General features: G+C 44.7%; 28 protein-coding genes. 6 read left to right on the top strand and 22 right to left on the bottom strand.

The features are described 5' to 3' along the window. Positions 1 to 371 precede the first annotated feature (371 nt). Positions 372 to 779, top strand: a complete 408-nt coding sequence (locus tag OU793_RS19410) for a DNA-binding protein H-NS (protein WP_005460020.1) — start codon at positions 372 to 374, stop codon at positions 777 to 779. Positions 780 to 905: 126 nt separating this feature from the next. On the opposite strand, the gene OU793_RS19405 is transcribed toward OU793_RS19410, so the two are convergent. Then, complete coding sequence (locus OU793_RS19405; protein WP_005459989.1) at positions 906 to 2,210, bottom strand: inosine/guanosine kinase; 1,305 nt, start codon at positions 2,208 to 2,210, stop codon at positions 906 to 908. Positions 2,211 to 2,327: 117 nt separating this feature from the next. Further along, positions 2,328 to 2,597, bottom strand: a complete 270-nt coding sequence (locus OU793_RS19400; protein ID WP_005459999.1) for a hypothetical protein — start codon at positions 2,595 to 2,597, stop codon at positions 2,328 to 2,330. A 189-nt stretch (positions 2,598 to 2,786) separates the two neighbouring features. Here OU793_RS19400 and mnmA point away from each other — a divergent pair, with 189 nt between their 5' ends. The 3 genes from mnmA (at position 2,787) to purB (ending at position 6,051) form a co-directional block, all read left to right on the top strand. Beyond that, complete coding sequence (mnmA, locus tag OU793_RS19395; RefSeq protein WP_005459992.1) at positions 2,787 to 3,911, top strand: tRNA 2-thiouridine(34) synthase MnmA; 1,125 nt, start codon at positions 2,787 to 2,789, stop codon at positions 3,909 to 3,911. A 10-nt stretch (positions 3,912 to 3,921) separates the two neighbouring features. Next, entirely contained in the window at positions 3,922 to 4,539 is a 618-nt protein-coding gene (hflD, locus tag OU793_RS19390) for a high frequency lysogenization protein HflD (protein ID WP_005459996.1), read from the top strand. Positions 4,540 to 4,680: 141 nt separating this feature from the next. Further along, positions 4,681 to 6,051, top strand: coding sequence for an adenylosuccinate lyase (gene purB / locus OU793_RS19385; protein ID WP_005460028.1), 1,371 nt, complete (start codon positions 4,681 to 4,683; stop codon positions 6,049 to 6,051). Between the two features lie 126 nt (positions 6,052 to 6,177). On the opposite strand, the gene OU793_RS19380 is transcribed toward purB, so the two are convergent. From OU793_RS19380 to htpX, 9 genes are all read right to left on the bottom strand, one after another. Next, on the bottom strand, positions 6,178 to 6,669 hold the full coding sequence (locus OU793_RS19380; RefSeq protein WP_031823136.1) for a DUF3833 domain-containing protein: 492 nt from the start codon (positions 6,667 to 6,669) through the stop codon (positions 6,178 to 6,180). Positions 6,670 to 6,713: 44 nt separating this feature from the next. Further along, entirely contained in the window at positions 6,714 to 7,274 is a 561-nt protein-coding gene (locus OU793_RS19375) for a chalcone isomerase family protein (RefSeq protein ID WP_075110938.1), read from the bottom strand. Beyond that, complete coding sequence (locus OU793_RS19370) at positions 7,267 to 7,779, bottom strand: DUF2878 domain-containing protein (protein WP_025573691.1); 513 nt, start codon at positions 7,777 to 7,779, stop codon at positions 7,267 to 7,269. Before OU793_RS19370 ends, OU793_RS19375 begins: the two co-directional genes overlap by 8 nt. A gap of 5 nt (positions 7,780 to 7,784) precedes the next feature. Then, the gene (locus OU793_RS19365; RefSeq protein ID WP_140103883.1) at positions 7,785 to 9,041 is read right to left on the bottom strand and encodes a cyclopropane-fatty-acyl-phospholipid synthase family protein; all 1,257 of its coding nucleotides are present in this window, start codon (positions 9,039 to 9,041) and stop codon (positions 7,785 to 7,787) included. Next, a complete protein-coding gene (locus OU793_RS19360) occupies positions 9,035 to 9,853 on the bottom strand; it encodes a DUF1365 domain-containing protein (protein WP_180767037.1) in 819 nt (272 codons plus the stop codon). Before OU793_RS19360 ends, OU793_RS19365 begins: the two co-directional genes overlap by 7 nt. Position 9,854: 1 nt before the next feature. Then, complete coding sequence (locus tag OU793_RS19355) at positions 9,855 to 11,147, bottom strand: NAD(P)/FAD-dependent oxidoreductase (RefSeq protein ID WP_140103885.1); 1,293 nt, start codon at positions 11,145 to 11,147, stop codon at positions 9,855 to 9,857. Between the two features lie 11 nt (positions 11,148 to 11,158). Continuing rightward, positions 11,159 to 11,884: an SDR family oxidoreductase gene (locus OU793_RS19350; protein ID WP_140103886.1), complete on the bottom strand. Its 726-nt coding sequence runs from the start codon at positions 11,882 to 11,884 to the stop codon at positions 11,159 to 11,161. Continuing rightward, positions 11,881 to 12,300: a nuclear transport factor 2 family protein gene (locus OU793_RS19345; RefSeq protein ID WP_005495742.1), complete on the bottom strand. Its 420-nt coding sequence runs from the start codon at positions 12,298 to 12,300 to the stop codon at positions 11,881 to 11,883. The genes OU793_RS19350 and OU793_RS19345 overlap by 4 nt, the downstream gene beginning before the upstream one ends. Before the next feature lie 214 nt (positions 12,301 to 12,514). Next, positions 12,515 to 13,378, bottom strand: coding sequence for a protease HtpX (htpX, locus tag OU793_RS19340; RefSeq protein ID WP_005459987.1), 864 nt, complete (start codon positions 13,376 to 13,378; stop codon positions 12,515 to 12,517). Between the two features lie 357 nt (positions 13,379 to 13,735). On the opposite strand from htpX, the gene OU793_RS19335 reads away from it, so the two are divergent. After that, the gene (locus OU793_RS19335) at positions 13,736 to 13,903 is read left to right on the top strand and encodes a hypothetical protein (RefSeq protein WP_005459995.1); all 168 of its coding nucleotides are present in this window, start codon (positions 13,736 to 13,738) and stop codon (positions 13,901 to 13,903) included. Positions 13,904 to 13,985: 82 nt separating this feature from the next. Here the strand turns inward: OU793_RS19335 and bioD are convergent, their stop codons facing one another. Genes bioD through bioB form a run of 4 tightly spaced genes read right to left on the bottom strand, consistent with a single transcriptional unit; the run spans position 13,986 to position 17,665 of the window. Then, on the bottom strand, positions 13,986 to 14,672 hold the full coding sequence (gene bioD, locus OU793_RS19330) for a dethiobiotin synthase (RefSeq protein ID WP_005460040.1): 687 nt from the start codon (positions 14,670 to 14,672) through the stop codon (positions 13,986 to 13,988). Beyond that, positions 14,669 to 15,475, bottom strand: coding sequence for a malonyl-ACP O-methyltransferase BioC (bioC, locus tag OU793_RS19325; RefSeq protein ID WP_017448316.1), 807 nt, complete (start codon positions 15,473 to 15,475; stop codon positions 14,669 to 14,671). Before bioC ends, bioD begins: the two co-directional genes overlap by 4 nt. Then, entirely contained in the window at positions 15,475 to 16,626 is a 1,152-nt protein-coding gene (gene bioF / locus OU793_RS19320; RefSeq protein WP_025573700.1) for an 8-amino-7-oxononanoate synthase, read from the bottom strand. The genes bioC and bioF overlap by 1 nt, the downstream gene beginning before the upstream one ends. After that, a complete protein-coding gene (gene bioB / locus OU793_RS19315; protein WP_005460014.1) occupies positions 16,613 to 17,665 on the bottom strand; it encodes a biotin synthase BioB in 1,053 nt (350 codons plus the stop codon). Before bioB ends, bioF begins: the two co-directional genes overlap by 14 nt. 129 nt (positions 17,666 to 17,794) lie before the next feature. Between bioB and bioA the strand changes: the two genes are divergently transcribed. After that, positions 17,795 to 19,075: an adenosylmethionine--8-amino-7-oxononanoate transaminase gene (gene bioA / locus OU793_RS19310; RefSeq protein WP_025540612.1), complete on the top strand. Its 1,281-nt coding sequence runs from the start codon at positions 17,795 to 17,797 to the stop codon at positions 19,073 to 19,075. A gap of 69 nt (positions 19,076 to 19,144) precedes the next feature. Here bioA and OU793_RS19305 read toward each other — a convergent pair whose 3' ends face one another. The 7 genes from OU793_RS19305 to lolA all read right to left on the bottom strand — a co-directional run bounded on the left by OU793_RS19305 (position 19,145) and on the right by lolA (position 24,718). Next, on the bottom strand, positions 19,145 to 19,411 hold the full coding sequence (locus tag OU793_RS19305) for a DksA/TraR family C4-type zinc finger protein (RefSeq protein ID WP_015296513.1): 267 nt from the start codon (positions 19,409 to 19,411) through the stop codon (positions 19,145 to 19,147). Positions 19,412 to 19,551: 140 nt separating this feature from the next. Continuing rightward, positions 19,552 to 20,265 carry a hypothetical protein gene (locus OU793_RS19300; RefSeq protein WP_021449298.1) on the bottom strand — a complete coding sequence of 238 codons (714 nt, stop codon included), beginning with the start codon at positions 20,263 to 20,265 and terminating at the stop codon, positions 19,552 to 19,554. Further along, positions 20,265 to 20,720: a hypothetical protein gene (locus tag OU793_RS19295; RefSeq protein WP_236578021.1), complete on the bottom strand. Its 456-nt coding sequence runs from the start codon at positions 20,718 to 20,720 to the stop codon at positions 20,265 to 20,267. The genes OU793_RS19300 and OU793_RS19295 overlap by 1 nt, the downstream gene beginning before the upstream one ends. Positions 20,721 to 20,786: 66 nt before the next feature. Then, positions 20,787 to 21,251, bottom strand: a complete 465-nt coding sequence (locus OU793_RS19290; RefSeq protein WP_236578022.1) for a peptidoglycan-binding protein — start codon at positions 21,249 to 21,251, stop codon at positions 20,787 to 20,789. A gap of 85 nt (positions 21,252 to 21,336) precedes the next feature. Further along, positions 21,337 to 22,644: a serine--tRNA ligase gene (gene serS / locus OU793_RS19285; protein WP_005495761.1), complete on the bottom strand. Its 1,308-nt coding sequence runs from the start codon at positions 22,642 to 22,644 to the stop codon at positions 21,337 to 21,339. 91 nt (positions 22,645 to 22,735) lie between these two features. Then, positions 22,736 to 24,025: a replication-associated recombination protein A gene (locus tag OU793_RS19280; RefSeq protein ID WP_043043278.1), complete on the bottom strand. Its 1,290-nt coding sequence runs from the start codon at positions 24,023 to 24,025 to the stop codon at positions 22,736 to 22,738. A 66-nt stretch (positions 24,026 to 24,091) separates the two neighbouring features. Continuing rightward, a complete protein-coding gene (gene lolA / locus OU793_RS19275) occupies positions 24,092 to 24,718 on the bottom strand; it encodes an outer membrane lipoprotein chaperone LolA (RefSeq protein WP_005460060.1) in 627 nt (208 codons plus the stop codon). Positions 24,719 to 24,770 lie beyond the last annotated feature (52 nt).

Genomic DNA, 24,770 nt, shown 5'->3' with positions numbered 1-24,770 from the left:
CAGATCGTAGTTTCTTGATTTAGTTCCATCGAATTACGCAACAAAGCCACAAATACCGTACACATTACAGCTTTCGTTTTCTGTTGCGCAAATACAAAGCGTGCCTTTTATAAAAAACACCATTCAATAACTCGCTTGATTAGAATAATCACGTAAACTTGAATTCACTATCTATTAAGATTTATTTCGAGTTAATTAATATTAGTTTTCAGTCAAAAAATAGCTCAATTTAAACAAAATCATGATTTAGCATTTGCACATAAGGAAAAGATAAAGTTAAATATAAGGACTTATCTTTATTTGTAGATTGGTATTATTTAATCGTAACGATTAAAAATGCCAAACACGTTAACCTATTAATAGGAATCGTTATGTCAGAGCTGACTAAAACACTTCTAAATATCCGTAGCCTTCGTGCATTTTCTCGTGAGCTGACTCTAGAACAATTGGAAGAAGCTCTAGATAAACTAACTACTGTTGTTGAAGAGCGTCGTGAAGCTGAAGAAGCAGAGCGTGAAGCACTAGCACAACAAGAAGCTAAGCTAGCAGAGATTGCAGAAAAAATTGCTCAAGACGGTATCGACGTTGAAGCACTAATTAGCGCACTATCTGGCGAAACTAAGACTAAAGCAAAATCTAAGCGCGCTCCTCGCCCAGCTAAGTACAAGTACATCGACACAAATGGCCAAGAAAAAACTTGGACAGGCCAAGGTCGTACACCTTCTGCAATTCAAGAGCAACTTGACGCAGGTAAATCACTAGACGATTTCCTAATCTAATCGTTCTTGTTTAAAAAAAGGCTCCCGTTGGGAGCCTTTTTTATTTGTCTTGCGCAAATAAAAAATGGCGTATTTTTCAAACACGCCATTTTAACATTAGTTATAAAGTGGTTAATTCGATATGAATTAACGTTCCCAGTATGCTTCTTCCAAACTGTCTTCTCGCTCTGGTAAGCCACGAGACAGACGAGGAGAATGTTGCACGAGAACTTCGTAGCTCGCACGGTTCGCATATTTACAAACCTGAGAAAAAGATGAGTAAGTTAAATACTCATTGCTGTGCTTGCTAGAGTTAGGCACATTTTCTTTATGGTATTTATTCGCCGCCATGTCATGAAGAACAGCAGACAACGCAGCATCACCCGCACCGTTTGTGTTCTTAATTTTCTCTGGACCGCCCATGTAAGGAGAAATATGCGAATAAACTCGAATTGGATTCTGACAGGCATCCTTTTTAGCCGGACGGCTGAACTCGTAACGATTAAATTCAGCAATCGAGCCAGGAAGTAATGGCAACGTGGTTTCACGCTTCGCACTGTCTTCAGTGTAACCCGCCATAAACAGACCAACAGGACCTGCGGTACATAACACCATATCAGCCCACTCTAGCGTCTTATCAGAAGCGGCTAGCGGATCAGTTTCGCCTGTTAGCGCTTCTGCTTCGTCTTCGTTCATTGCGACAACAGAAACGTGTTCACGAATAAAGTCTTGCCAGTATTTAGGATCGTCTTGAATAACAAACTTAGTACCTAGCGTTAATACAACAGGAACGTCGTTCTTCTTCGCAAACTCAATGGCTTTCATTGTTGCTTCAGGCATTGGATCGCCTTCTTTACAACGAACTAAGTAAGAAGTCAGTACAAGAGCAGATGCATTTTTGAAAATTTTCTCAGGAATGCTGTCTGGATGAAGCTGATTCATTTGACCTTCGCTGATCGCAAAAGTACGTTCACCGTCTTCAGTAATCAAAGCAAAACAACGACCGATAGCACCATCAACACCTTGCAGGTAATTCAGATCCATGCGGCTCGATGTATTACAAAGGTAACGATAGCCGTAGCTGCCGATTTTGATATCCTGGCTCATCACACCAAGCAGCGTAGAACGATCGTCTGCAAGAACCGAGTAGTTATGAAGTGTATTGCCAATCGTACCACCAGCGTATTCGTTAGTGATCAGATTCTCTTCTTTTAGTTGCTGGTATAGCTCTTCTGCTTTTACATCATCAATAACCAGCGAGTGACCTTTACTCAAACCGTACTTTTCAATCACATCTGACGTTACTTTTGCCTCGATATCGACCAAAGTTTGGTCAATACCGATGATGTGAGTGCGCGTCATCTTCTTGCTTTCTTGTGCTTGGCTCACCAAAGGATCACGAGCATGAACAGGAAAATAGTGCTTCGATTTGCGTTGTCCAGGAAATTTCATATTGTTAGTCTGAGTAAGGGGATGAAAAGGAGAACGGATTCTATACCGCTAATAATAAAGCGGCAATAAAAGCAATTATAGCAAACGTTTGCTGGGTGCTTTTTTCTTCCGGGTTACTTATTCGCCTTCCATGAAGCTCAGATCAGGCAGCTGATTTAGGTGTTCAGTGTAACGCTTTAAATTGAACTCCCCTTCGTTTTTCATTACATCAAAGATTTCAATCGACATAGCACATGCCATCATAGCTACCGCTTCTTCTCTTGGTGTACCCGTCATCATCAAACGCATCAATGTTTCTTTAACTTTGATAGGGTTCCCATCTTCAAGCTGATTCTCAACAATTTCAATCAACTCAGCTTCTTGCATAAATTGGTTTTCGTCACTCATTTATATTGCCCTCTTGGATTTTTGCCAACTATGCCATATATATCCTTTCTATACTTATGAAATTACTATTTAGTGATGCTGTTGCGGAAAAAGGCAGCAAAAACGAATTGTGATTTCGATCTCGGATCTGTCACCGGTCTGTGGATTCTGTTAGAATCTGCGTCCCGTTTATTTTAGTGGTGTTTAGTAATGTCTGATAACAGCCAAAAGAAAGTCATCGTCGGTATGTCCGGCGGCGTTGATTCATCTGTTTCTGCGTATCTTCTAAAGCAACAAGGCTACCAAGTAGAAGGCCTGTTCATGAAGAACTGGGAAGAAGATGACAACGAAGAATATTGCACAGCAGCAGAAGATTTAGCCGATGCTCAAGCAGTATGTGACAAGCTAGGCATCCACCTACACACCATCAACTTTGCAGCAGAATACTGGGATAACGTATTCGAATACTTCCTTGCAGAATACAAAGCCGGTCGTACTCCAAACCCAGACATCCTTTGTAACAAAGAAATCAAGTTCAAAGCATTCCTTGAATTCGCTGATGAAGTGCTTGAGGCAGACTACATTGCCATGGGTCATTATGTGCGTCGTTCTTTCCCTGAAAACGGCGAAAAGCCACAAATGCTGCGTGGCCTAGATAGCAACAAAGACCAAAGCTACTTCTTGTACACACTAAGCCACGAACAAGTTGCTCGTAGCCTATTCCCTGTAGGTGATTTGGAAAAACCAGAAGTTCGCCGTATCGCGGAAGAACAAGGTCTAATCACAGCGAAGAAGAAAGATTCAACAGGCATCTGTTTCATCGGTGAACGTAAATTTACTGAGTTCCTAGGCCGTTACCTTCCTGCTCAACCAGGCAACATCGAAACGCCAGAAGGCGAAGTTATCGGTCAGCACCAAGGCTTAATGTACCACACACTAGGCCAACGTAAAGGCCTTCATATCGGTGGTCGTAAAGGCGGCGGCGGTAACGAAGACCCATGGTTCGTAGGTGAGAAAGATCTCGACCGCAACGTGCTTATCGCCGTTCAAGGTAAAGACCACCCGATGCTAAAATCAGAAGGTCTACTTGCATCACAACTTCACTGGGTAGATCGTGAACCAATTCGCGATGTTATGAAGTGCACAGTGAAAACTCGTTACCGTCAACAAGATATTCCTTGTACAATCATTCCTATCGACGACGAGAACATTAAAGTGATCTTTGATGAGCCACAAATTGCCGTGACTCCAGGTCAATCAGCCGTGTTCTACAAAGATGACGTTTGCTTAGGTGGTGGTATCATCGAGCAACGCATTAAATATTCTCAAGCTTAGGAGTTGTTACGTGGCGAATACACTTTATGACCGTACTATCGCTTTCGCTGGTATTTGCCAAGCTGTTGCTTTGGTTCAACAAGTTGCGAGAAACGGACATTGTGATCAAGATGCTTTTGAAACATCCATGAACGCCATTTTGAACACAAACCCAGCCAATACTATTGGCGTATTCGGTCGCGAAGCCGACCTAAAACTTGGCCTTGAGTGTTTGGTGAAAGGGATTGATAGCACCCCATCTGGCAGTGAAATCACCCGCTACATCATTAGCCTTATGGCATTAGAGCGTAAACTAACCGCACGCACTGATGCCATGTCTCAGCTTGGTGATCGCATCCAAATGGCGAAACGCCAAACAGAACACTTTGAATTGCTAGAAGATCAAATGATCAGCAACCTAGCAAGCATTTATCTTGATGTAGTGAGCCCAATCGGCCCTCGTATTCAAGTAACTGGCACCCCATCGGTATTGCAGCAAACCGCCAACCAACACAAAGTTCGCGCTTTGTTGTTATCAGGCATCCGTAGCGCGGTACTTTGGCGTCAAGTGGGTGGCAAACGTCGCCACTTAATCTTCGGACGCAAGAAGATGGTTGAACAGGCTCAAATCCTGTTAGCCAGAATGTAATTCCATAGCTCGCGTTCATCGCGAGCTAATTTTTTTGACTAAAACAAATCTCGCGCAAACGTTTGCGCAATATTCGTGACAATTGCCACAGTTATTGGTATAAAGCTCACGAAATTTAGAAACCCAATTCAGGAGAACATCATGGAACTGTCAGCATTGACTGCTGTTTCACCAGTAGACGGCCGCTACGGAAGCAAGACAATTGCGTTACGCGAAATCTTCAGTGAATACGGTCTTTTAAAATACCGTACTATCGTTGAAATCCGCTGGCTACAAAAGCTTGCTGCTACTGCTGAAATTGCAGAAGTGCCAGCGTTTAGCGCAGAAGCAAACCAATTCCTAGACGACCTTGCTGCAAACTTCTCTGAAGCAGACGCACTACGTATCAAAGAGATCGAGCGCACAACTAACCACGACGTAAAAGCGGTTGAGTACTTCCTAAAAGAGAAAGTCGCAGACGTTCCTGAACTGCACGCAGTAAACGAGTTCTTCCACTTTGCATGTACTTCTGAAGACATCAACAACACCTCACACGCTCTAATGCTAAAAGAAGCGCGTGAAACCGTGATTCTTCCAGAAATCCGCAACCTTATTGACGCTATCAAAGCACTTGCTGTTGAGTACCGCGACATCCCTCTTCTATCTCGTACACACGGTCAGCCAGCTTCTCCATCAACAATGGGTAAAGAAATGGCAAACGTGGCGTACCGCATGGAGCGTCAATACAAGCAAATCGAAAACGTTGAAATCCTAGCGAAAATCAACGGCGCGGTAGGTAACTACAACGCGCACCTATCTGCTTACCCGGAACTAGATTGGCACAAGTTCTCTGAAGAATTCATCACTGAATCTCTAGGCGTAACTTGGAACCCTTACACAACACAAATCGAACCACACGATTACATCGCTGAGCTGTTCGATGCTGTGGCACGTTTCAACACTATTCTGATCGATTTCGACCGTGACGTTTGGGGTTACATTGCACTAGGCCACTTCAAGCAAAAAACCATTGCTGGCGAGATCGGTTCTTCGACAATGCCACACAAAGTTAACCCAATCGACTTTGAAAACTCTGAAGGTAACCTAGGTCTTGCGAACGCCGTGTTCGGTCACCTAGCACAGAAACTGCCTATCTCTCGTTGGCAACGTGACCTAACTGACTCAACGGTTCTACGTAACCTAGGTGTTGGTGTTGGCTACGCAATCATCGCCTACACTTCTACGCTAAAAGGCATCAGCAAACTGGAAGTGAACCGTGACGCGCTTCTTGCTGAACTAGACAAAAACTGGGAAGTTCTAGCAGAGCCAGTACAAACGGTAATGCGTCGCTACGGTATCGAGAAGCCATATGAGAAGTTGAAAGAGCTAACTCGCGGTAAGCGCGTAGACGGTGAAGCAATGCGTAACTTCATTGACGGCCTTGAGCTTCCTGAACACGAAAAAGCACGTCTAAAAGAGATGACGCCAGCGAACTATATCGGTCAAGCAATCGAGCTAACTGACAAGCTGTAATCTCTCAATAATGAGCGAAAAACTAAAAAGGTTGACGTGAAAGCGTCAACCTTTTTGTTTGGAAGCTTACCAACCGAGGCATTCCAATAGAGTATTTTCGCCCAATACGTGTTGAGCATCGCGGATTTAGGGTTGTTTTTGAAAGAACAAGGTTATTGTCCCCACCTCCACGCCAAACTTTTTAATTTTGGTCAGGTTGAATACGTGTTTGTCATCTTGTCGGTAAAGCCAATCATCAAAGGCAACGGTCACTGTCGAGTCGTCCATTTTTAACTCAAAGTCATATTGCCATTGCAGAGCGTTACCCTGCTCTTTTCCGTTTGCGAAACCAATAATGTCATCTGCTTTACCTGTATACCTGCCATCCTCTGCTCGAGAAATAGTCCAAACACGCTGGTCGGTTTCACCATCGTCAAAAACAAAGTCCTCAACAAGAACCAATTCATCACCCGTTATCGTACCGACAATATCAACCTCAAAGCGGCGTGTTTGTTTCTCGGAATAATCTTGCACCATTCCCCATGCCTTCACATTGCCATCAAAATATTCAAATAAATTAAATGGCGGCGTAGATGCTTGGTAATTGTCTATATCCGCCGAGCAAGCAGTCAACGTCATAGCAACGCACACAGCAAAGTATCGCAATAATGTTTTAAAGATGTTCACGGTCTGACTTGTCCTATAAGTTGTTTACGCAGCTTTGGAAATTCCGTTTTTGGTGACAACCAAATGGACAGGAATGCATCATTCATACGTTCGTCCGTTATTTCGCCAACCATTTTTTGCGTTTTAGTTCCTGCTTGGCGATAGATGATCTGTCCCTTATCTCCATCAGTGACGTAGGTCAGTTCATCGCCATTTTTGATACTTGGGAAGATAAAGCTCAATTGGGTAATCCATTGTTGGCGGCTCGACTTAGGGAAGCCCAGTTTTTGCCACTGTTCCTCCGTCACCTCAAGCAACTGCTGCTTGCTTATGTCTCGTTGATAGTTGATCTCTAAAGCAAATGGATGCGGAGAAACATCCGTAGAAACTAGGTATTGCCCATTGGGTGCTTTTAGGCGAGATCGATAAATATCAAACACAAACCAAGTGAGCTGCGCTTCGCCAACTGTTTCCCATTCCTGCCAGTTTTCTACATTCAGTCTGTCAGTACTTCCTATATCTTGTGCCTGCGACGGTATTACGCCTATTGCAAACACAAACAAAATACCTCTACCCATACCCCTTACGAGTTTTCTCTTTAAGCTTGCCATTGTTATACACCTTGAGAATCACCAGCATTAACACCAACCATTCCACAAACAAGGCCAGTAACGTAATACTTGTATCGAATCCAAACTCTACCGCTTGAAGCTTGTAGCCAGCGAAGTAGCTGAGCATTCCTCCAAGCCCACCTAATATTGATACGTAGATTTTGGCGAAGCGGTGCAAAAGCACTGTCAGTTGGTAGGCATACCATGCAAACAATACCCATAGACCAATCAACCACACAGGGAGCCAAGGGGTAGGGAAAACCAAAAGCGAGAAGTGTTGATTTAGCGTATCGAGAACTAGCCCGAAAAAGGTGACAAAGGAGATCGCTTTCACCGAGTGAAACGCCGTCAGAATGGAATACACCAAGGTCGCCAACGCCAGTATCATCATCAACCATTGCCACTCAAACGTACCAAGCACAGCAATAAACCAGCACAGTTGAAACCAAGTGGACGCAATCAACACTCTCATAATTGTTATGGGCGCTGGAAAGTCATGTGAACGGCGCTGATCGTACGTGCAAGAAAACCGCCTTCACAATAACTAAGGTAATAACGCCACATGCGGACAAACCGGTCATCGTACCCAAACCCTCGTACAGCATCCTCTGCGCGGTTAAAACGGCGATGCCACTCATTCAGTGTTTTTGCGTAGTCTAGGCCGATGTCAAACAAATCACGAACCACCAAATCACTGTGCTTAGTGGCCGCTTGTGTCAAAGACGTCACCGACGGCAAGAAACCACCAGGGAAAATGTATTTCTGAATAAAATCGACATTGTTGCTGTAATAGTCGTAGCGCTGATCCGCAATCGTAATCGCTTGGATAGCCATCAGGCCGCTAGGCTTTAATAACGACTCGCATTTTTTGATGTAGGAAGCTAAGAACTGTTTCCCCACGGCTTCAATCATCTCGATAGAAACCAATTTATCGTACGTCCCAGTAAGGTTACGGTAGTCTTCTTTAAGTAAAGTAATTCGATCGGCTAAACCTCGTTGTACGATTTGCTGTCGAGCATATTCATGCTGCTCTTCCGAAATGGTCGTTGTTGTCACTCGGCAACCGTATTGCTCAGCCATGTATATCGCCATCGCCCCCCACCCTGTGCCAATCTCAATCACATGGTCGGTAGATTGAAGATCCAACTGCTGGCACAAGCGTTCCATTTTATTGATTTGAGCTTGCTCTAAGGAGTCGGCACTTGTGTGGTAAAGCGCTGATGAGTACAGCATATTGGTATCTAAAAAAGCTTCATACAAATCATTGCCTAAATCGTAATGAGCATGGATGTTCTTCCGAGAGTTTTCTTGCGAGTTTCGATTCGTCCAATGGCTAAACTTGTAAAGTAACTTGGTAAGCCAACTACCCTGCTCCTCAAGCTTATCAAGGGCCCGCATATTTAGCGCCATCAGCTTCATCAATGCCGTTAAATCTGGGCTGTCCCACCAGCCATCCATGTACGCCTCACCGGCAGCGATGCTACCGCCTTGTAATATTCTGGAGTAAAAACCTGGGTGCTTAACCTCAATGGTCGCAACGACAGGTTGGCCACTGTATTCTCCGTTTGGCGCAGTAAAACGTTCACTGCGCTCCTTTGTCTCAGTATGAAACGATTCAATAATGGTTAAGCAACCCATTTCCATCTTTTGCAGACATTGAAAAATAACTCCGCGAGCCGCTTTCTGAGTCGTCGTCAGTTTGCGCGGCAATACTATAGAAGTCGTATTTAACATGCAGAATTCTCCTTGTGCTTATTATTTTTCTTATCTGATTTGTCGCTAGAGGCTCGACGTTCATTGGTCGTCAAATATTTAGGGTGGGAATAAAACGGCGCACCTTTAATCCATAACCTCAACGCATGCCAATAGATTCCAACCATCACTTTTACTGTTTGAATTGGTGTTCCGATCAAGCACTTCAATAAAGAACCGCTGGAAAATGGCTGTGCTTTCATGACCATTGTGGCGTCGAAGTGTTTTCCACCTTTATGACATTCAAGATGGATATTTAACTTGTCTGTAAGCGGCTTTATTTTCCAGCGGTACGATTGGTCTATCGGGTTGAACGGTGACACGTGGAATGCTTTGTCTTGCTCCCAACCAAAATCTTCATCCTTTGGGTCAGCCGCTATCGCGTAACAATGGCGCTCATTCCAAGGTGTATTGCTGACTTCGGCGAGAAGATATTGCCATTCACCTTTTTGGTCATACAGGTAGTAAAAATTCACTGGACTAAAATAGAGCCCGAGATAACGCAAATGACAGACAGCCAGCACTTTGCCGCTGCAACGTACGCCCGTAAGTTCTGCGACTTTATCTTGCACCGCTTTTTTCAAACTCCCTTCACCGAGGTAATCATCGCGTTTGAATCGAGCCCAATGCCACCAGCGAGTCCCAAAGCCCCAAACTTTTTTCTCAAGTATGCCAATTTCATCCAAATCAATCGCTGGCATAAACATTGAGTAATTCAGCTCGTGCTTAACGGGCGTAAAACGACGATGCCTTACATTGCCTATAAATAACTGGCTGTGAGAACGGATACTCATATTACGCAGCACCTTGTTCATAAAGTGTGTCGTTTTTCTCGTTATGTTTAGCGGCAATTCCTTTCACAACATCCAAAGCACTGCGCACGCCATCTTCATGGAATCCGTTGTACCAATAAGCGCCACAAAACCACGTATGTTGAGTTCCTTGTATTTCTTCTTTGCGTTGCTGGGCATCGATAGACTCCGTCGTAAAGACAGGGTGATGGTAGGTGAACTGACGCAGAATCTTGTTCTCGTCGATATCTTCAGTACGGTTTAAGGTGACGCAGAATGTGTGAGAAGAGTCGATATGCTGCAAAATGTTCATGTTGTACGTCAGGGACGGCAATCGTTGCAACTCCTCTTCGCCTCCTTCCAGCAAATAGTTCCACGATGCCCATGCAGATTTTCGTTTCGGTAATACACTCTTGTCAGTGTGAAGAACCACATCATTTGCTTGGTAAGTCATATTCGACAAAATGTCGTTTTCACATGACGAGGGATCACTGAGCATTGCTAAAGCCTGGTCGCTATGGCAAGAAAAAATGACTTCATCAAACCATTCACACTGCCCATTTGCATAAATCGCTACACCTTGTTCACTGCGAACGACTTTTTCAACCGGACTATTCAGTCGAATCTTATCTGCAAACCCTTGTGTTAAAGGTGGAATATAAGCACGTGAACCACCCTTGATAACATACCATTGCGGACGATTCGTCACGTCTAACAAACCGTGGTTGAGGAAAAAGCGTAAGAAGAACATCAATGGAAATGCACGCATATCAGCGAGGGAAGATGACCAAATCGCCGCGCCCATTGGCAGAATATAGTTGTCAGAAAAGAAATCACTAAACTGGTGCCCATCTAAAAATGCACCCAGCGTTTGAGAACTCGATATTTGCTCAGTAGCGGACGCTTTTGCTAATTTATTGAAGCGTAAAATCTCAAGAATAAAGCGATAGAACTTTGGATTAAGCCAATTTCGCTTTTGTGCGAACAATGTTGTTAATGTGTGGCCATTATATTCCAAACCGTTGCCATCGTTTCTCACGCTGAAACTCATTTGCGTCGGAATACCTTCCACGCCAATTTCGTTCATCATTTTGATAAAGTTTGGATATGTACGGTCGTTGTATACAATGAACCCTGTATCAATCGCATAATCCTCATTCCCGACACGCACATCAACCGTCGCCGTATGACCACCAATATAATCGTTGGCTTCGAACAAAGTGATATCGTGTTGTTGGTGCAGATAGTACCCACATGTCAGTCCAGAAATTCCAGTGCCTACAATAGCGATTTTCATGCTTCTTCCTTTTAAGATACGAGTTTAGCCGTCAGCCTTGCTTGCCAACTGTATGGAAGCAACGAGATAAAGCGGAGAATGCCTGTAAATCTCGCCGGAAAATAAATGTGGCTTTTATTCGCCGCTAGCTGCTTTCTCAATAATTGAGACGCTTGCTTGGTTGAAATGATCATAGGCATCTCAAAGGTGTTTTTATCCGTTAGGGGCGTTTCAACAAACCCAGGAAACACAGTAATCACTTTGATGCCTTTCTTCTTAAGATCCACAGCGAGCGTGCGCGCAAAGTAGCTCACTGCCGCTTTTGACGCGCCATACGCTTCCGCTCTTGGCAGCGCGACTTCGGAGGCAATGGAGCCAACAATGACAACGCGGTGCCCTTGCTGAAAATACGGTTGGCAAGCTTCTATACAGTTAGCTACACCTACGACATTAACATTCATCACGCGCGCCATAAGTTGCGCATCTACAATGCCATCATCCATGTATTCACAATCACCCGCGTTAAGGATCCATGTATCTGGAATCGTCTTAAGCGAAGACAGCACTCGCTTCGTCTCCTCATAATCGGTTACATCAAACTTCAGCGTTTCAATAGATGAAGATGTTGCCGCTAGCTCAGCAAGTACAGTTTCATTGCGTCCACATGCGATGACACGCGAACCAGACTCAGCAAAGTCGAGAGCCAGCTGTTTACCTATCCCCGAAGTCGCCCCCGTAATTAAAACGACACTGTTCATCGCCCCAACCTTTGCTTAATGGTCTTGATTACAGAGCCAAGCAGAGGCAAATGCTCATAAAGCATTTCACCCAAATCAAAGTAATCTCGGTGATAAATGACTTGGCCATCGGAGAACTTCATGTGGGAAACACCGCTCACAGCGATTGGAGCCCCTTTGTGTAATTTCGGATGTTGAAGATCCATAGTCCAAGTCAGGAAACCCGTGTCCCCAACCTGCTGATGATCATGGATGATGAAATCACAGCGAATCACATTCGCGTACAATGACTGGAAATAATCAGAAAGAGCAGGCAGTCCTTCTAAGCGATGAGCCGAATCTTCAAACACCACATCTTGGTGATAAACGTCTTTCAGAAGATGCAGGTTCGCTTTGTTAAGCTTCTGGTAAATGTCTCCAACCGACTGTATGTCCATTCTTTCGCTCCCAAATGTCACTGATGGTTGTACAAAAATATTATATGTACAAGATAGACCAATTAGAAAAAGTTGTACAAAAAAATATTTGTATAACTTTGTTTCTGCGCTTTGATTTTTAGAAAGTAGTACGTAATCAAATTGGTGAGCGATCATCAGGCAAAAAAAAGGCTTGGTAAAAACCAAGCCTTTTCAAAAAACTATGTAAGTCGTATTACTGGTTACGTAGCGCCGCAATACGTTTATCTAGTGGTGGGTGGCTCATCAGTAGCTCTGTTAGAGACTGCTTACCGTTGATACCGAACGCCATCATTGTGCCATCGAGTTTCGATTCTTGACTCATCTTCAAACGCTCAAGAGCAGCAATCATTTTCTCTTTACCTACTAAACGCGCTGCACCTGCATCGGCATGGAATTCACGGTGACGGCTGTACCACATAGTGATGAAGCTAGCTAAGAAACCAAAGACAAGTTCCAACACCATAGACACACCAAAGTACACCATCATGTTCGTGCCTTGGCCTTCTTCATCGTCGTTCGATGCCACGATATTGGCGATAAAACGCGATAGGAAGATAACAAACGTGTTCACAACACCTTGCATTAGCGTCATCGTGACCATGTCACCATTCGCAATGTGGCTCACTTCGTGCGCCAGAACAGCTTCAGCTTCATCACGCGTCATGTTGTGTAGAAGGCCAGTCGATACAGCAACCAGTGAATCATCACGCTTAGCCCCTGTCGCGAATGCGTTGATGTCTGCAGAATCATAAATCGCTACTGTTGGCATACCAATGCCCGCTTGTTGCGCTTGACGGCCTACCGTCTCAAGCAACCAATGCTCTGTTTCGTTACGTGGGCTTTCAATCACCATGCCGCCAACTGAGCGTAGTGCCATGCCCTTTGACATCATTAACGAAATCAATGCGCCACCAAAGCCAAATACGGCTGCCATGACAAGTAAACCAGACAGACTGCCTGGTTGCATTCCAGTGGTCGCGTAAACAATATTCAGAACAACACTAAGAACCAGCACAACAGCTAGGTTAGTTGCTAGGAATAACATAATTCGCTTCATTACTTTTCTCCGAGGAAGCTTATCGTTTTTTTAAAACGGATTGTTATATGGAACATCTTTTAAGGGAAATCAAACGCTGTAAAAGCCGATTCCACTTAGTTTCGTGCTCCGTTGCGTTATAGATATAGTCTATCCGCGATAAAAACAAGGTTAAGCAATAAATTGCAACATTTGTTTTCGAGACTGAAAAATCATAAACAAGTTACCAACCTAAAAACAGCACCTTAGGCTAAGTATAGACTTTGGTCTTATTGTGATGACAAATGAACATGCTAGATTCAAGCGAGATGAACAAAACAGAGCACGCTCTAAGAGCGTTATTGAAGCTCGAAACTTCCATGTCTTGAGGGAAATATCATGGTAGAAACTAACGACTATCAAATGGCTATCGATTTACTACGTTGTCACCTAGGGATCTCAGAGGATGAGGCCAAACAGCAACTCGGTATTTCAACCGATCATCACTTGTCTAAACGTGTTGCTGAGACACAGCAAGCGTTGATGGGACTTAGCCAAGAAAAGTAGCAGTAATCTTATTAAGCTACACCAATAGAAAGGGCTGCAAATTGCAGCCCTTTGGTTTTGAGTACGTTTACAAGAAATGCTCTTAATCGATGTTCAGTAATGGCTCAACGTTAATGTATTTACCCAACTCTTTGCGCTTCGCACTTGGAATGTAAGGGATCTCGCCTAACTTCGGTGCATCGATGCGCGATTCAAGCATTTCAATAATGTCCGCGTAATGCTCTGTGCCTGGGTTAACTCGGTTCGCAATCCAACCCACTAGGTTTAGACCATCTGCTTTGATGATTTCCGCCGTTAATAAAGCGTGGCTCAAACAACCCAGTTTAATACCCACGACAAGTACCACTGGTAGCTGCTCTTGCTGTACCCAAGTAGACAAGCTGTCTGTGTCTGACACAGGAACACGCCAACCACCAGCACCTTCTACCAATACAACATCGGCTTGCTCTTTATGTTGAGCGAGCTTTTCACTCAGCAAATCGTATTCGATTTCAACCTGCTCGTGCTTGGCTGCGATGTGAGGAGAAGCTGGTAATTCCAAAGCGTATGGGTTCACATCTTCATAAGCCACTTCTAAGGTTGCGGCTTTTTGCAAGTGCAGTGCATCTGAATTGCGCCAACCTTGCTCTGTTTTTTCGCTTCCTGCAGCCACTGGTTTGTAGCCAATGGTATTTAGTCCTTTTGCTGCGAGTGCTTGCAAGACGGCTTTCGACGCCACCGTTTTGCCTACATCAGTATCCGTACCAGCAATAAAAAATGCATCAATCATAAATGTATGACTCCAAAACAAACCTGATAAGTTGCAGGTAGAAGACCTTGATCGTTTTTGAATGCTTGGTACGCGCGCTCGACTTGCAACAAAGTACGACGACTTGTTAGACCATGTGAGCGCCCGCTTACGTGATTTGCACCAATACCTTTGAGATCACGCATAACAGAAAATGCTGAGTCGTACCAAACTGTGATGGTGGTCGAGTCTAGATGATGGTTATGGCATCGAGATTGCGCTAACGCAATTTTTACCTGATTGAGAGTAATAAAGTTATTCACGTGTTGATATGTGTCAATTTTTGCCCACGAATAGCGCAGTTCGCATAGCGAGCCATCAACTAGTGTTGAGAAACACCCTTTCCCATTAGCAGCTAATATTCGGCGAATTTCTCTCAACGGATAACTTAAATCGACACACCACTGTAGCGCGAGACTTGAAAACACATAGTCAAAACTAGCGTCCTCGAATGGCAAGCTTTCCGCGTCTGCTACCACATAACGAACATTATGGTCACCACAACGCTCGCGCGCTTTGTCCAACATTCCTTGCGAAAGATCGGCACAAACAACACTTGCGCCTCGCTCTAGCAATAGCTGAGAAAAATATCCGGTTCCACACCCCAAGTCCAAAACGCGCTTGTTGGTAAGATCGCTTGGGAGCTTTTCTAACAAACGATGGCCAACATCTCGTTGAAATGCAGCATGTTTGTCATAGGTGTCAGCCGCTTTGCCAAAAGACGAAGCAATCGCCTCTTTGTCTTGGTGTACGTTGTCCAACGCCATGTTTTCGGCATTATCCATTACAGCGCTCCTAATGCTTGTTTCAATGCGATTGAAAGCGTTTTAACTTGTTCTGTACTATGGTTCGCAGTGAGCGTGATACGAAGGCGTGAGGTACCTTTCGGAACGGTTGGTGGACGAATCGCGGTGACCCATATGCCATTTTGTCGACAGGCGTTCGCAACCTGCAAAGCAAGTTCTGATTCGCCAATCACAAATGGCTTGATCGGGGTATCTGTTTCAACAAAGCCATCCAGATCGCTTAGATTCGTTTGATAAACCTCATTTAGCTCCGCCAGCTTTTCGCGTCGCCAAGACTGCTCTTGAATCATAGAAACCGCATGTGTCAACGCGTAGGCCTGCGCAGGTGGCATTGCTGTTGAATACACATGGTGACGAGCAAACTGGGTCAAAAAGTCACCCGTTGCTTGGTCACACAAAATCGCCGCACCGGACATGCCAAACGCTTTACCGAAGGTAACGACTAAAATCTCTGGTTTGACATTAGCAAGTTCACAAGAGCCTCCACCCGATTCGCCGAGCACGCCAATACCGTGAGCGTCATCCACTGCTAACCAAGCTTTACGTAAGCGAGCTACTTCCGCAATGTCTTTCAACGGCGCGCAATCGCCGTCCATGCTGAAGACACCTTCAGTCACGACCAGATGATTGCCTTCATTAGTAAACAGCGTTTCTAAATGCTTAATGTCGTTGTGCTTAAAACGCTTCATTTTCGCCGTTGACAGTGACCCTGCTTCCATCAAAGATGCGTGGTTTAATCGGTCTTGAATCAATACGTCTGATTTTTCTAGCAGGGTAAAAAGCAACGCTTGATTAGCACTGAAACCAGAACCAAATAATACCGCCCTCTCGAAGCCCAACCATTCAGTTAACGCCGCTTCTAAGTTGCTGTGCGCAGCACTGAAGCCAGTGACCATGGGTGATGCCCCACTGCCACTGCCATAAACGCTCAGACCTTGCTGCCAAGCACGTACAAGCGCTTGGTCATTGGCTAAGCCCAAATAATCATTGCTTGAGAAGTTGATGTAGCGTCTGCCTTCATGTTCTAAAATCGATTGGTTTCCGGCGAATACCACATTCATTGAACGATTCAACCCTTGCGCTTTACGAGCAGCAAGAGCAGATTCGATTCGAGATTTAAACGCTGGCATCGTAGAAAAGATCGTCTTTAGTTGGACGTGCAGCAACGCGCTCTACCACGCGATCCAGCAATTCGTTTTCTTCGATTTCATCAGGTTTTTGAGACACTTCTTGGCTGTTAATGCCCAGCTTCTTAAACAGCATCATGTCTTTGTCTTCAGAAGGGTTTGGGGTCGTTAGAAGTTTGCAGCCGTAGAATACTGAGTTTGCACCTGCCATAAAACACAGCGCTTGCATCTGTTCGTTCATGTTTTCGCGACCAGCAGACAAACGCACAGCCGATTGAGGCATCATGATTCGTGCGATTGCAATCAGACGAATAAAGTCGAACGGATCAACATCGTCCACAGTCTCCAGCGGTGTACCCTTCACTTTTACCAGCATATTGATTGGCACGCTCTCAGGGTGTGTAGGAAGGTTCGCCAATTCAACCAACAAACCTGCACGATCATTGGCACTTTCACCCATGCCGATGATACCGCCAGAACAAATCTTCATACCTGCATCACGAACGTGAGACAGCGTATCCAAACGGTCTTGGTAAGTACGAGTGGTAATGATGTTGCCGTAGAACTCAGGCGACGTATCTAGGTTGTGGTTATAGTAATCCAGACCTGCGTTTGCCAGCTGCTTCGCCTGCTCTGGCGTTAACATACCTAACGTCATACACGTTTCCAAACCCATGTCTTTTACGCCTTTGATCATATCGGTCAAATGCGGCATGTCGCGCTCTTTCGGGTTCTTCCACGCTGCGCCCATACAGAATCGCGTCGAACCTGCATTTTTCGCTTTTTGAGCAGCGTCGAGTACACGTTCGACTTCCATCAGACGCTCTTTTTCGATGTCTGTGGTGTAACGAGCGCTCTGAGGACAGTACTTACAATCTTCTGGACAAGCACCCGTCTTAATCGACAGAAGCGTGCTTACTTGAACATGGTTGGTTTGTTGGTATTGACGATGAACAAGCTGCGCTTCAAATAGGAGATCCATGAATGGCTTTTCCATGAGATCGCGCACTTCAGCATGCGTCCAGTTATGACGAACTTCCACGTGTATTCCTTTAATCACTTTTTTGTTGTGTTGACAGTCTACTTAGTCTCGATAAACTGTCAACACAACAAGAAACAACAAAGTTTACATTGGTTTATTTTTTAACCTTAGCAACTATTGGAATAGAACATGGATCTCGCCTTCGACCGCCATCACATCTGGCATCCTTACACTTCAACGTTGACACCTCTGACCTGCTACCCAGTGGCCTCAGCAAATGGTGTACACATTAAATTGGAAGATGGGACAGAGCTTGTCGATGGCATGTCTTCTTGGTGGTCGACTATCCACGGCTATAACCATCCCCACCTAAATCAAGCGGCGCACCAGCAAATCGATCAAGTGTCACATGTCATGTTTGGCGGGATTACCCACCAGCCTGCAATTAGTTTGTGTAAGAAGTTGCTGTCCCTAGCACCAAATAACCTTGAGCATGTATTCCTTGCCGATTCAGGTTCCGTTGCCGTAGAAGTCAGCTTAAAAATGGCTCTGCAATATTGGCATGCGAAGGGCGAACGTCGACCGAAGTTTCTGACTTTGCGCCACGGTTATCACGGTGACACCTTTGCAGCCATGTCGGTTACCGATCCAGATAACTCAATGCACTCTCTCTACAAAGGCTTTTTACCTGAGCATATCTTTGCCCAGTCACCAACTTGTGGTTATTGGGATGAGTGGAAGCCAGAAGACCTTGCTGACTTTGAAGACAAGATTGACTCGCACCATCAAGAGCTTGCAGCGGTGATCCTAGAGCCTATCGTTCAAGGTGCGGGCGGCATGCGTATCTACCATCCTGAATTTCTCAAAGGCGTGCGTAGGCTTTGTGATAAATATGACTTGTTATTGATTGCGGATGAAATCGCAACAGGGTTTGGACGCACAGGCAAATTGTTTGCCTGTGAACATGCAGATGTTCAACCAGACATTCTGTGCGTCGGTAAAGCACTCACTGGCGGCTACATGACCCTTTCAGCGACGCTGGCGAGTAAACATGTCGCTGACACGGTTTGTGGTGGTGACGCAGGTTGTTTCATGCACGGACCAACCTTTATGGGTAATCCCCTCGCCTGCGCTGTAGCAACGGCGAGTTTAGAATTGATCGAACAAGGTGACTGGCAGCAGCAAACCCAGCAAATCGAAATGCTGTTTTCTGAATTACTGCCAAAACTTGAAGAATACGACTTGGTGAAAAACACCCGTTGGTTGGGTGCCATTGGCGTCGTAGAAACGCATCGCCCAGTGAATATGGAAACCATCCAAGCACTGTTTGTTGAGCACGGTGTTTGGATTCGTCCATTTGGCAAACTGATTTATATGATGCCGCCATTCATCAGCAAACCAGAAGATATTGAAAAGTTAATTAATGCGATTGATGCAGCGTTGCAACGTAAAGACTGCTTCGCTTCATAGTTCAACTCAACACGAAAACGGTTTGAGTATGAGACTCAAACCGTCTCTTTATTTACAAGAACAGCAAAGCTATCGAAGTTGACTGTCTTTACTCGCTCGTCGATTAAACAATGCTTGGCGTTGAGACACCAATTCGATTGTTGACTGACATTCGATACAAAGACGAACACCTTTCATTGCAACTCGACGCGCTTCAGGTATCTCGTCTCCACATTCATCACAATAGTGAGCACTTTCGCCCCCTTTAATATTGCCACGAACACGGGAAATCTCGTCGTCGATGGTATTTTGAATTTGTTGGCTAACGCTATCGTCACTTGCCCACCCTACGGCCATAAGCCCTCCTCGTTACTTGAATGAGAAAATCTACTTACCGTGGTAAGGGGGATGATTATATCGATTACAAATAACAAGATAATTAGGGTGAATTAGAAAACACTATTACATTTAAGTAAAAATAGAAAACTTAAAATCAATTACCATTCTTTGATTAGTTCATATGACCCATTCTCGTGAAGCCTTGAAAGAACATACCCATGCGTAGAGCCATAGCTTCCGCTTAACACACTGTTTTCCTTTAACAATATTACATCTTCCAAACCGTCATCATTGTAATCTCCGGTCGCAAGAAGAGTAACTTTTTGGTAACCATCGGAGTTATCGTAAAATACAGCCTGAAAGTCATTCAATCGCTCAAAACTAGTGATTCTATCCATATCAGCCCATCGATGTGCTTCTTTAGATTTTCTCAATTGTTCATCAGAAATTATAAAACTCAACTCTGACGGAGATATATCCGGCAGCCTCTCACTAATGATGCTGTCTGATATGTAAGAAGTATTAGATGGTTTAAGAGCCCCCATCACTTTCCAAGATTCACATAAGACTTTTGTTGCCATTAACGCAGAATACTCTGAGTCCATTTTTGCGCTATATTTTTTTTTGCTTTTTTGCTCGAGTTCTGCACAACTTTTAGCTACTGAGACTTCTTCAGATGGGGACTTTAGTGGGAACTCAAAATACCATTCTGCACCATAAGCAGCTCTGACATTGTCCTGCGTTAAGAAGGTCACTTTCTCGACAAAAAAACGATCAGAGTTGTTGTAAGGGCTATAGAAAGGCTCTATCGATATTGGTTTTGCTAATAAGCTGGAAGAAGATAAACCTAGTAAAATTAAGAGTGATTTCATTAATGCGACCTTAATAAGTTTGCTACATAAGCATTTCTTTCTGCTTGTACACCATTTCTTTTCGACTCGAGGGCGGCTTGCTGATAATTTCCGTTTCGAATATGCCCATTAAACTTTGGATAAGTATCTTTAAGTTTTGGCATACCTAAATTAAATATCATGTCAAAAAGCGCTAGCTTTACGTTGTCCGGATAAGATGTAAACGCTTCATCTCCATAGATAACCTTAAGCTCTTTTTCGAAAGACTGTATGTGATGTGCTACCTGCTCGTTCATCACACTTTCAGTTAATTTGAGGACTGTAAAGGGCTTAAACCTTGAAGCAGGCTCGGATTCACCAAAAGGCCGAGCCTTAACACGCAAAAACTCTTCCTTGATTTGCTCGTGAGTAGCAGGTTCATTTGTAGAACTGTGAACGAACGGGAGCTTTGTTGCTGCGGTAACGTCACTTAACATATTACCTACCCCAACAGTTATATAACCTCTGGTATCCAAATACATATGCTCAACTCTTCCCTCATATTACTCTAATTTAATCTTGAGCTTCATTTTGAGGGAGGATGAAACAGGCACAGACTTCTTCGCGCTCAAAACCGTGATAGCCTGTGTCAACTTACGATGACTTCTTCCATTCACATCGATTCTTCCATCTGGACGAGCTATTCCAACAAGGTTTTTCTGAAAAGCTTTGATTGCGGCGACAGTCTTGGAGTTTTCAGGTCTAGAGCCCAGTTTCCCATCTACTTTAAGCTCCTTTATTCCCTTTAAAGAGCCGAGCAATTGGTTAATAGACCTTTGCACCGTTCGAATATCAGAATCCACATTTTTACCGCCCAAACCAACAGAGCCGCTTAATCTTATCGAAACCACGAAAGTACCTCCTTTTACATTTTGGAGGAGCTTGTCATGCCCAATAAGGCTTAGAAAAATATCATTAGAAAGAAGTTTTAATAATTTAGGACAACTATGCAATACCCCATCCAGCATTTACATAACAACGTATTTTCACTCGACGCAGATAACAAAAAACCCAGCGCTGAGGCTGGGTTTTGGTGTTCTAGTGGCTAATGAATTAACCGATGTGCGTTGCGCCGCCCATGTACTTCTGAAGTACTGCAGGGATTGCAATGCGACCGTCTGCTTCTTGGTTGTTTTCTAGGATAGCAACCATGGTACGACCAACTGCTAGACCAGAACCGTTTAGCGTGTGTACAAGCTCAGGTTTCTTCTCGCCTTTACGACGGAAACGCGCTTGCATACGACGAGCTTGGAAGTCCCACATGTTAGAACATGAAGAGATTTCACGGTAAGTTTCTTGAGCAGGAACCCAAACTTCTAGGTCGTAAGTTTTACGAGCGCCGAAGCCCATGTCGCCTGTACATAGAACGACTTTACGGTAAGGAAGTTCAAGAAGTTGTAGAACTTTCTCAGCGTGACCTGTTAGCTCTTCTAGCGCGTTCATTGAATCTTCTGGCTTAGTGATTTGTACTAGCTCAACTTTGTCGAACTGGTGCATACGAATCAGACCACGAGTATCACGACCGTATGAACCCGCTTCTGAACGGAAACATGGCGTGTGTGCTGTCATCTTGATAGGTAGATCCGCTTCGTCAGTGATAGTGTCACGAACTAGGTTCGTTACTGGTACTTCTGCTGTAGGGATTAGAGACAGTTTACGTGGCTCTTCGTCGTTTACTTTTTCCGCTAGAGGCTCAGTGTGGAAAAGATCTTTACCGAACTTAGGAAGCTGACCAGTACCGAATAGGCTGTCAGAGTTCACTAGGTAAGGTACGTACATCTCTGTGTAGCCATGTTCTTCTGTATGAAGATCTAGCATGAACTGAGCAATTGCACGGTGTAGACGAGCAAATTGACCTTTCATCACGATGAAACGTGCGCCAGTGATCTTAACTGCACTTGCGAAGTCTAGACCGCCACCCATTTCGCCTAGGTCAACGTGGTCTTTCAAATCGAAGTCGTAAGTCTTAGGCTCACCCCAACGAGAGATTTCAACGTTGTCATTTTCGTCTTTGCCATCTGGCACTTCATCTGCTGGGATGTTTGGTACAGAAAGCGTGAATTCGTCTAGTTGAGCCATTACTTGCTCAAGTTCAACTTTCTTCGCGTCAAGATCGCTACCTAGAGTACCGATTTGTTTCTTGATCTCTTCTGCGCCTTCTTTGTCGCCAGCCGCCATTTTTTGGCCAATTTGCTTGGAGATGGAGTTACGCGTGGATTGTAAATTTTCTACTTCTACTTGAATGGACTTACGTTGTTCTTCAAGTTTACGAATAGTCTCTACGTCTAGCTTAAAGCCACGACGCGCCAGTTTAGCAGCTGTTTCATCCAGCTCTGTACGAAGTAATTTAGAATCCAGCATTGTTAATCCTATGCTTTTTGTTGTGAAATCACGCGCACTTTCCAAGCGTACGCGTTAAAAAAATTTACTGAACAAATGTATCCAAAAACGCCTACTTTTCATAGCGCTTTTGTTGGCTATTTGCGTCTAATTTAGCCAAGTAATCTAACTTTTCGCCGATTTTGGTTTCTAGACCGCGATTTGTCGGCTGATAGTACTTACGATCCGCCATTTCTGGTGGCAAATATTGCTCACCCGCTGCATAAGCACCCGGCTCGTCGTGAGCATATCGATATTCTGCGCCATAGCCCATGTCTTTCATCAGACTGGTGGGTGCATTACGCAAGTGATGCGGCACTTCATATTCAGGCAAGTTATGTGCGTCAGTGAGCGCTTGTTTCCAAGCAACATAAACGGCATTACTCTTTGGAGCGCACGCGAGATAAACAATTGCTTGAGCAATCGCACGCTCACCTTCTGCTGGACCAACACGTGTAAAACAGTCCCACGCGGAGAGTGCAACTTGCATGGCTCTAGGGTCCGCATTGCCGACATCTTCCGATGCTATCGCAAGTAATCGGCGGGCAATGTAAAGTGGATCACAACCTGCAGCTATCATACGAGCAGCCCAATACAAAGCGGCATCTGGGTTTGATCCACGAATAGATTTGTGCACAGCGGAGATCAAATCGTACCAAATGTCGCCTTTATTATCGAAGCGAGAGACTTTCTCCCCGGCTACTTCAGCAAGCAGTTTGAGTGTTATCTCTTTTTCACCTTGATCATTCTCTTCTGCCATATCGTAGAGAAGCTCAAGGTAGTTAAGAGACATGCGAGCATCACCGTTCACCAACTCGGCTAGACGGTCTAACACATTATCAGCAAAGTTCGCTGGCGTATTGCCCAGCCCTCGTTCTTTGTCGTTAATCGCTTGATTTAGTGCGAGTGAGATCTCTTCTTTATCCAGTGAAGTCAGCTTGTAGACTCGAGCACGAGACAACAATGCGTTGTTCAGTTCGAAAGACGGGTTCTCTGTCGTTGCGCCAATAAACGTTACGGTTCCATCTTCAATATGTGGTAAGAACGCATCTTGTTGCGATTTGTTGAAGCGATGGACCTCATCCACAAACAAGATGGTGCGGCGACCCGCCATTTTGTTCTCGCGCGCTTTTTCGATTGCAGCACGAATCTCTTTCACACCGGACGTCACCGCAGACACGCGTTCAACTTCCGCATTGGCGTAATTAGCAGCGACTTCCGCTAACGTGGTTTTACCTGTACCAGGAGGCCCCCAAAGGATCATTGAGTGGACATGGCCGGCCTCTAACGCGCGACGCAGGGGTTTACCCGGGCCAAGAATGTGTTGCTGACCGATGTACTGCTCAATAGTTTGCGGTCTCATACGAGCAGCAAGGGGACGAAAATCTTCGTCCCCCGAGAAATCTAATGTGTAATTACTCACTACCTATTAATTCCTTTGATCGTCCACTTCCACGCCTTTTGGAACTGTGAACGTAAATCTGTCTGCTTTTGGTTTGCCAAGCTTAACATTACTGAATGTAAAGAGCCCTTTCTGACCATCTTGCTCGATGACGTTAAAGCCTTTCACTACGCCTTTCGCGTCAATATTGATCTGGAACTGACCTTGAGTAGAGTCTACTGCGGTTGGGATAAGCGTAAATTCATTCCCTTTCTGGGAGATCTTATAATTATCCCAATCACTTGCTCTGTTGCGAGTTAAGAGCACAAATGGTGTTTGCTCGGTCGCTTGCTCTTGCCAGTAAATGCTAACTTGCTCAATAAACGGGCTGTAGTACCACAAAGTTTTACCGTCTGAAACCAGCAAGTTCTCATCTGGGAATGTCGTGCTCCAACGGAACAGGCTTGGACGAGCGATTTCAACCGTGCCTTCCCCTTCCATGACCGTTTCCCCTTCAGGGCTGATCACTTGCTGAGAGAAATCGGCACTGAAACCCTCATTCATCGCGAGGCGTTTGTTCAGTTCATCTTTTGGAGAGGCTGCATTTGCAGCAGAGAAGAAAGAAATGCTTAAAACTAGCGCTGAGAAAAGTTTCGCTGAAAATCGTTTTTTCATTCAGATACCTATCAGAGGGTCAAAGACCTAAAGTTACTCACCTCAGTTGGAC

Source organism: Vibrio sp. VP6, from assembly GCF_028823755.1.
GTDB classification, from domain to species: Bacteria; Pseudomonadota; Gammaproteobacteria; order Enterobacterales; family Vibrionaceae; genus Vibrio; species Vibrio parahaemolyticus.
The sequence above is the reverse complement of the archived record's forward strand: the minus strand, read 5'-3'. Positions and strand labels throughout refer to the sequence as shown.

Bases quoted from the DNA above. Each gene is read 5' to 3' on its own strand.
- bioC (WP_017448316.1), bottom strand. From the start codon at position 15,475: ATGGATAATGCCGAAAACATGGCGTTGGACAACGTACACCAAGACAAA.
- OU793_RS19345 (WP_005495742.1), bottom strand. From the start codon at position 12,300: ATGGACATACAGTCGGTTGGAGACATTTACCAGAAGCTTAACAAAGCG.
- OU793_RS19300 (WP_021449298.1), bottom strand. From the start codon at position 20,265: ATGAAATCACTCTTAATTTTACTAGGTTTATCTTCTTCCAGCTTATTA.
- OU793_RS19355 (WP_140103885.1), bottom strand. From the start codon at position 11,147: ATGAAAATCGCTATTGTAGGCACTGGAATTTCTGGACTGACATGTGGG.
- mnmA (WP_005459992.1), top strand. From the start codon at position 2,787: ATGTCTGATAACAGCCAAAAGAAAGTCATCGTCGGTATGTCCGGCGGC.
- bioF (WP_025573700.1), bottom strand. From the start codon at position 16,626: ATGCCAGCGTTTAAATCTCGAATCGAATCTGCTCTTGCTGCTCGTAAA.
- OU793_RS19290 (WP_236578022.1), bottom strand. From the start codon at position 21,251: ATGCTGGATGGGGTATTGCATAGTTGTCCTAAATTATTAAAACTTCTT.
- OU793_RS19380 (WP_031823136.1), bottom strand. From the start codon at position 6,669: ATGACGTTGACTGCTTGCTCGGCGGATATAGACAATTACCAAGCATCT.
- OU793_RS19375 (WP_075110938.1), bottom strand. From the start codon at position 7,274: ATGGGTAGAGGTATTTTGTTTGTGTTTGCAATAGGCGTAATACCGTCG.
- OU793_RS19405 (WP_005459989.1), bottom strand. From the start codon at position 2,210: ATGAAATTTCCTGGACAACGCAAATCGAAGCACTATTTTCCTGTTCAT.
- OU793_RS19280 (WP_043043278.1), bottom strand. From the start codon at position 24,025: ATGAGACCGCAAACTATTGAGCAGTACATCGGTCAGCAACACATTCTT.
- bioA (WP_025540612.1), top strand. From the start codon at position 17,795: ATGGATCTCGCCTTCGACCGCCATCACATCTGGCATCCTTACACTTCA.
- purB (WP_005460028.1), top strand. From the start codon at position 4,681: ATGGAACTGTCAGCATTGACTGCTGTTTCACCAGTAGACGGCCGCTAC.
- lolA (WP_005460060.1), bottom strand. From the start codon at position 24,718: ATGAAAAAACGATTTTCAGCGAAACTTTTCTCAGCGCTAGTTTTAAGC.
- OU793_RS19365 (WP_140103883.1), bottom strand. From the start codon at position 9,041: ATGTTAAATACGACTTCTATAGTATTGCCGCGCAAACTGACGACGACT.
- OU793_RS19305 (WP_015296513.1), bottom strand. From the start codon at position 19,411: ATGGCCGTAGGGTGGGCAAGTGACGATAGCGTTAGCCAACAAATTCAA.
- serS (WP_005495761.1), bottom strand. From the start codon at position 22,644: ATGCTGGATTCTAAATTACTTCGTACAGAGCTGGATGAAACAGCTGCT.
- OU793_RS19410 (WP_005460020.1), top strand. From the start codon at position 372: ATGTCAGAGCTGACTAAAACACTTCTAAATATCCGTAGCCTTCGTGCA.
- OU793_RS19400 (WP_005459999.1), bottom strand. From the start codon at position 2,597: ATGAGTGACGAAAACCAATTTATGCAAGAAGCTGAGTTGATTGAAATT.
- OU793_RS19350 (WP_140103886.1), bottom strand. From the start codon at position 11,884: ATGAACAGTGTCGTTTTAATTACGGGGGCGACTTCGGGGATAGGTAAA.
- OU793_RS19335 (WP_005459995.1), top strand. From the start codon at position 13,736: ATGGTAGAAACTAACGACTATCAAATGGCTATCGATTTACTACGTTGT.
- OU793_RS19295 (WP_236578021.1), bottom strand. From the start codon at position 20,720: ATGTTAAGTGACGTTACCGCAGCAACAAAGCTCCCGTTCGTTCACAGT.
- OU793_RS19370 (WP_025573691.1), bottom strand. From the start codon at position 7,779: ATGAGAGTGTTGATTGCGTCCACTTGGTTTCAACTGTGCTGGTTTATT.
- bioD (WP_005460040.1), bottom strand. From the start codon at position 14,672: ATGATTGATGCATTTTTTATTGCTGGTACGGATACTGATGTAGGCAAA.
- OU793_RS19360 (WP_180767037.1), bottom strand. From the start codon at position 9,853: ATGAGTATCCGTTCTCACAGCCAGTTATTTATAGGCAATGTAAGGCAT.
- htpX (WP_005459987.1), bottom strand. From the start codon at position 13,378: ATGAAGCGAATTATGTTATTCCTAGCAACTAACCTAGCTGTTGTGCTG.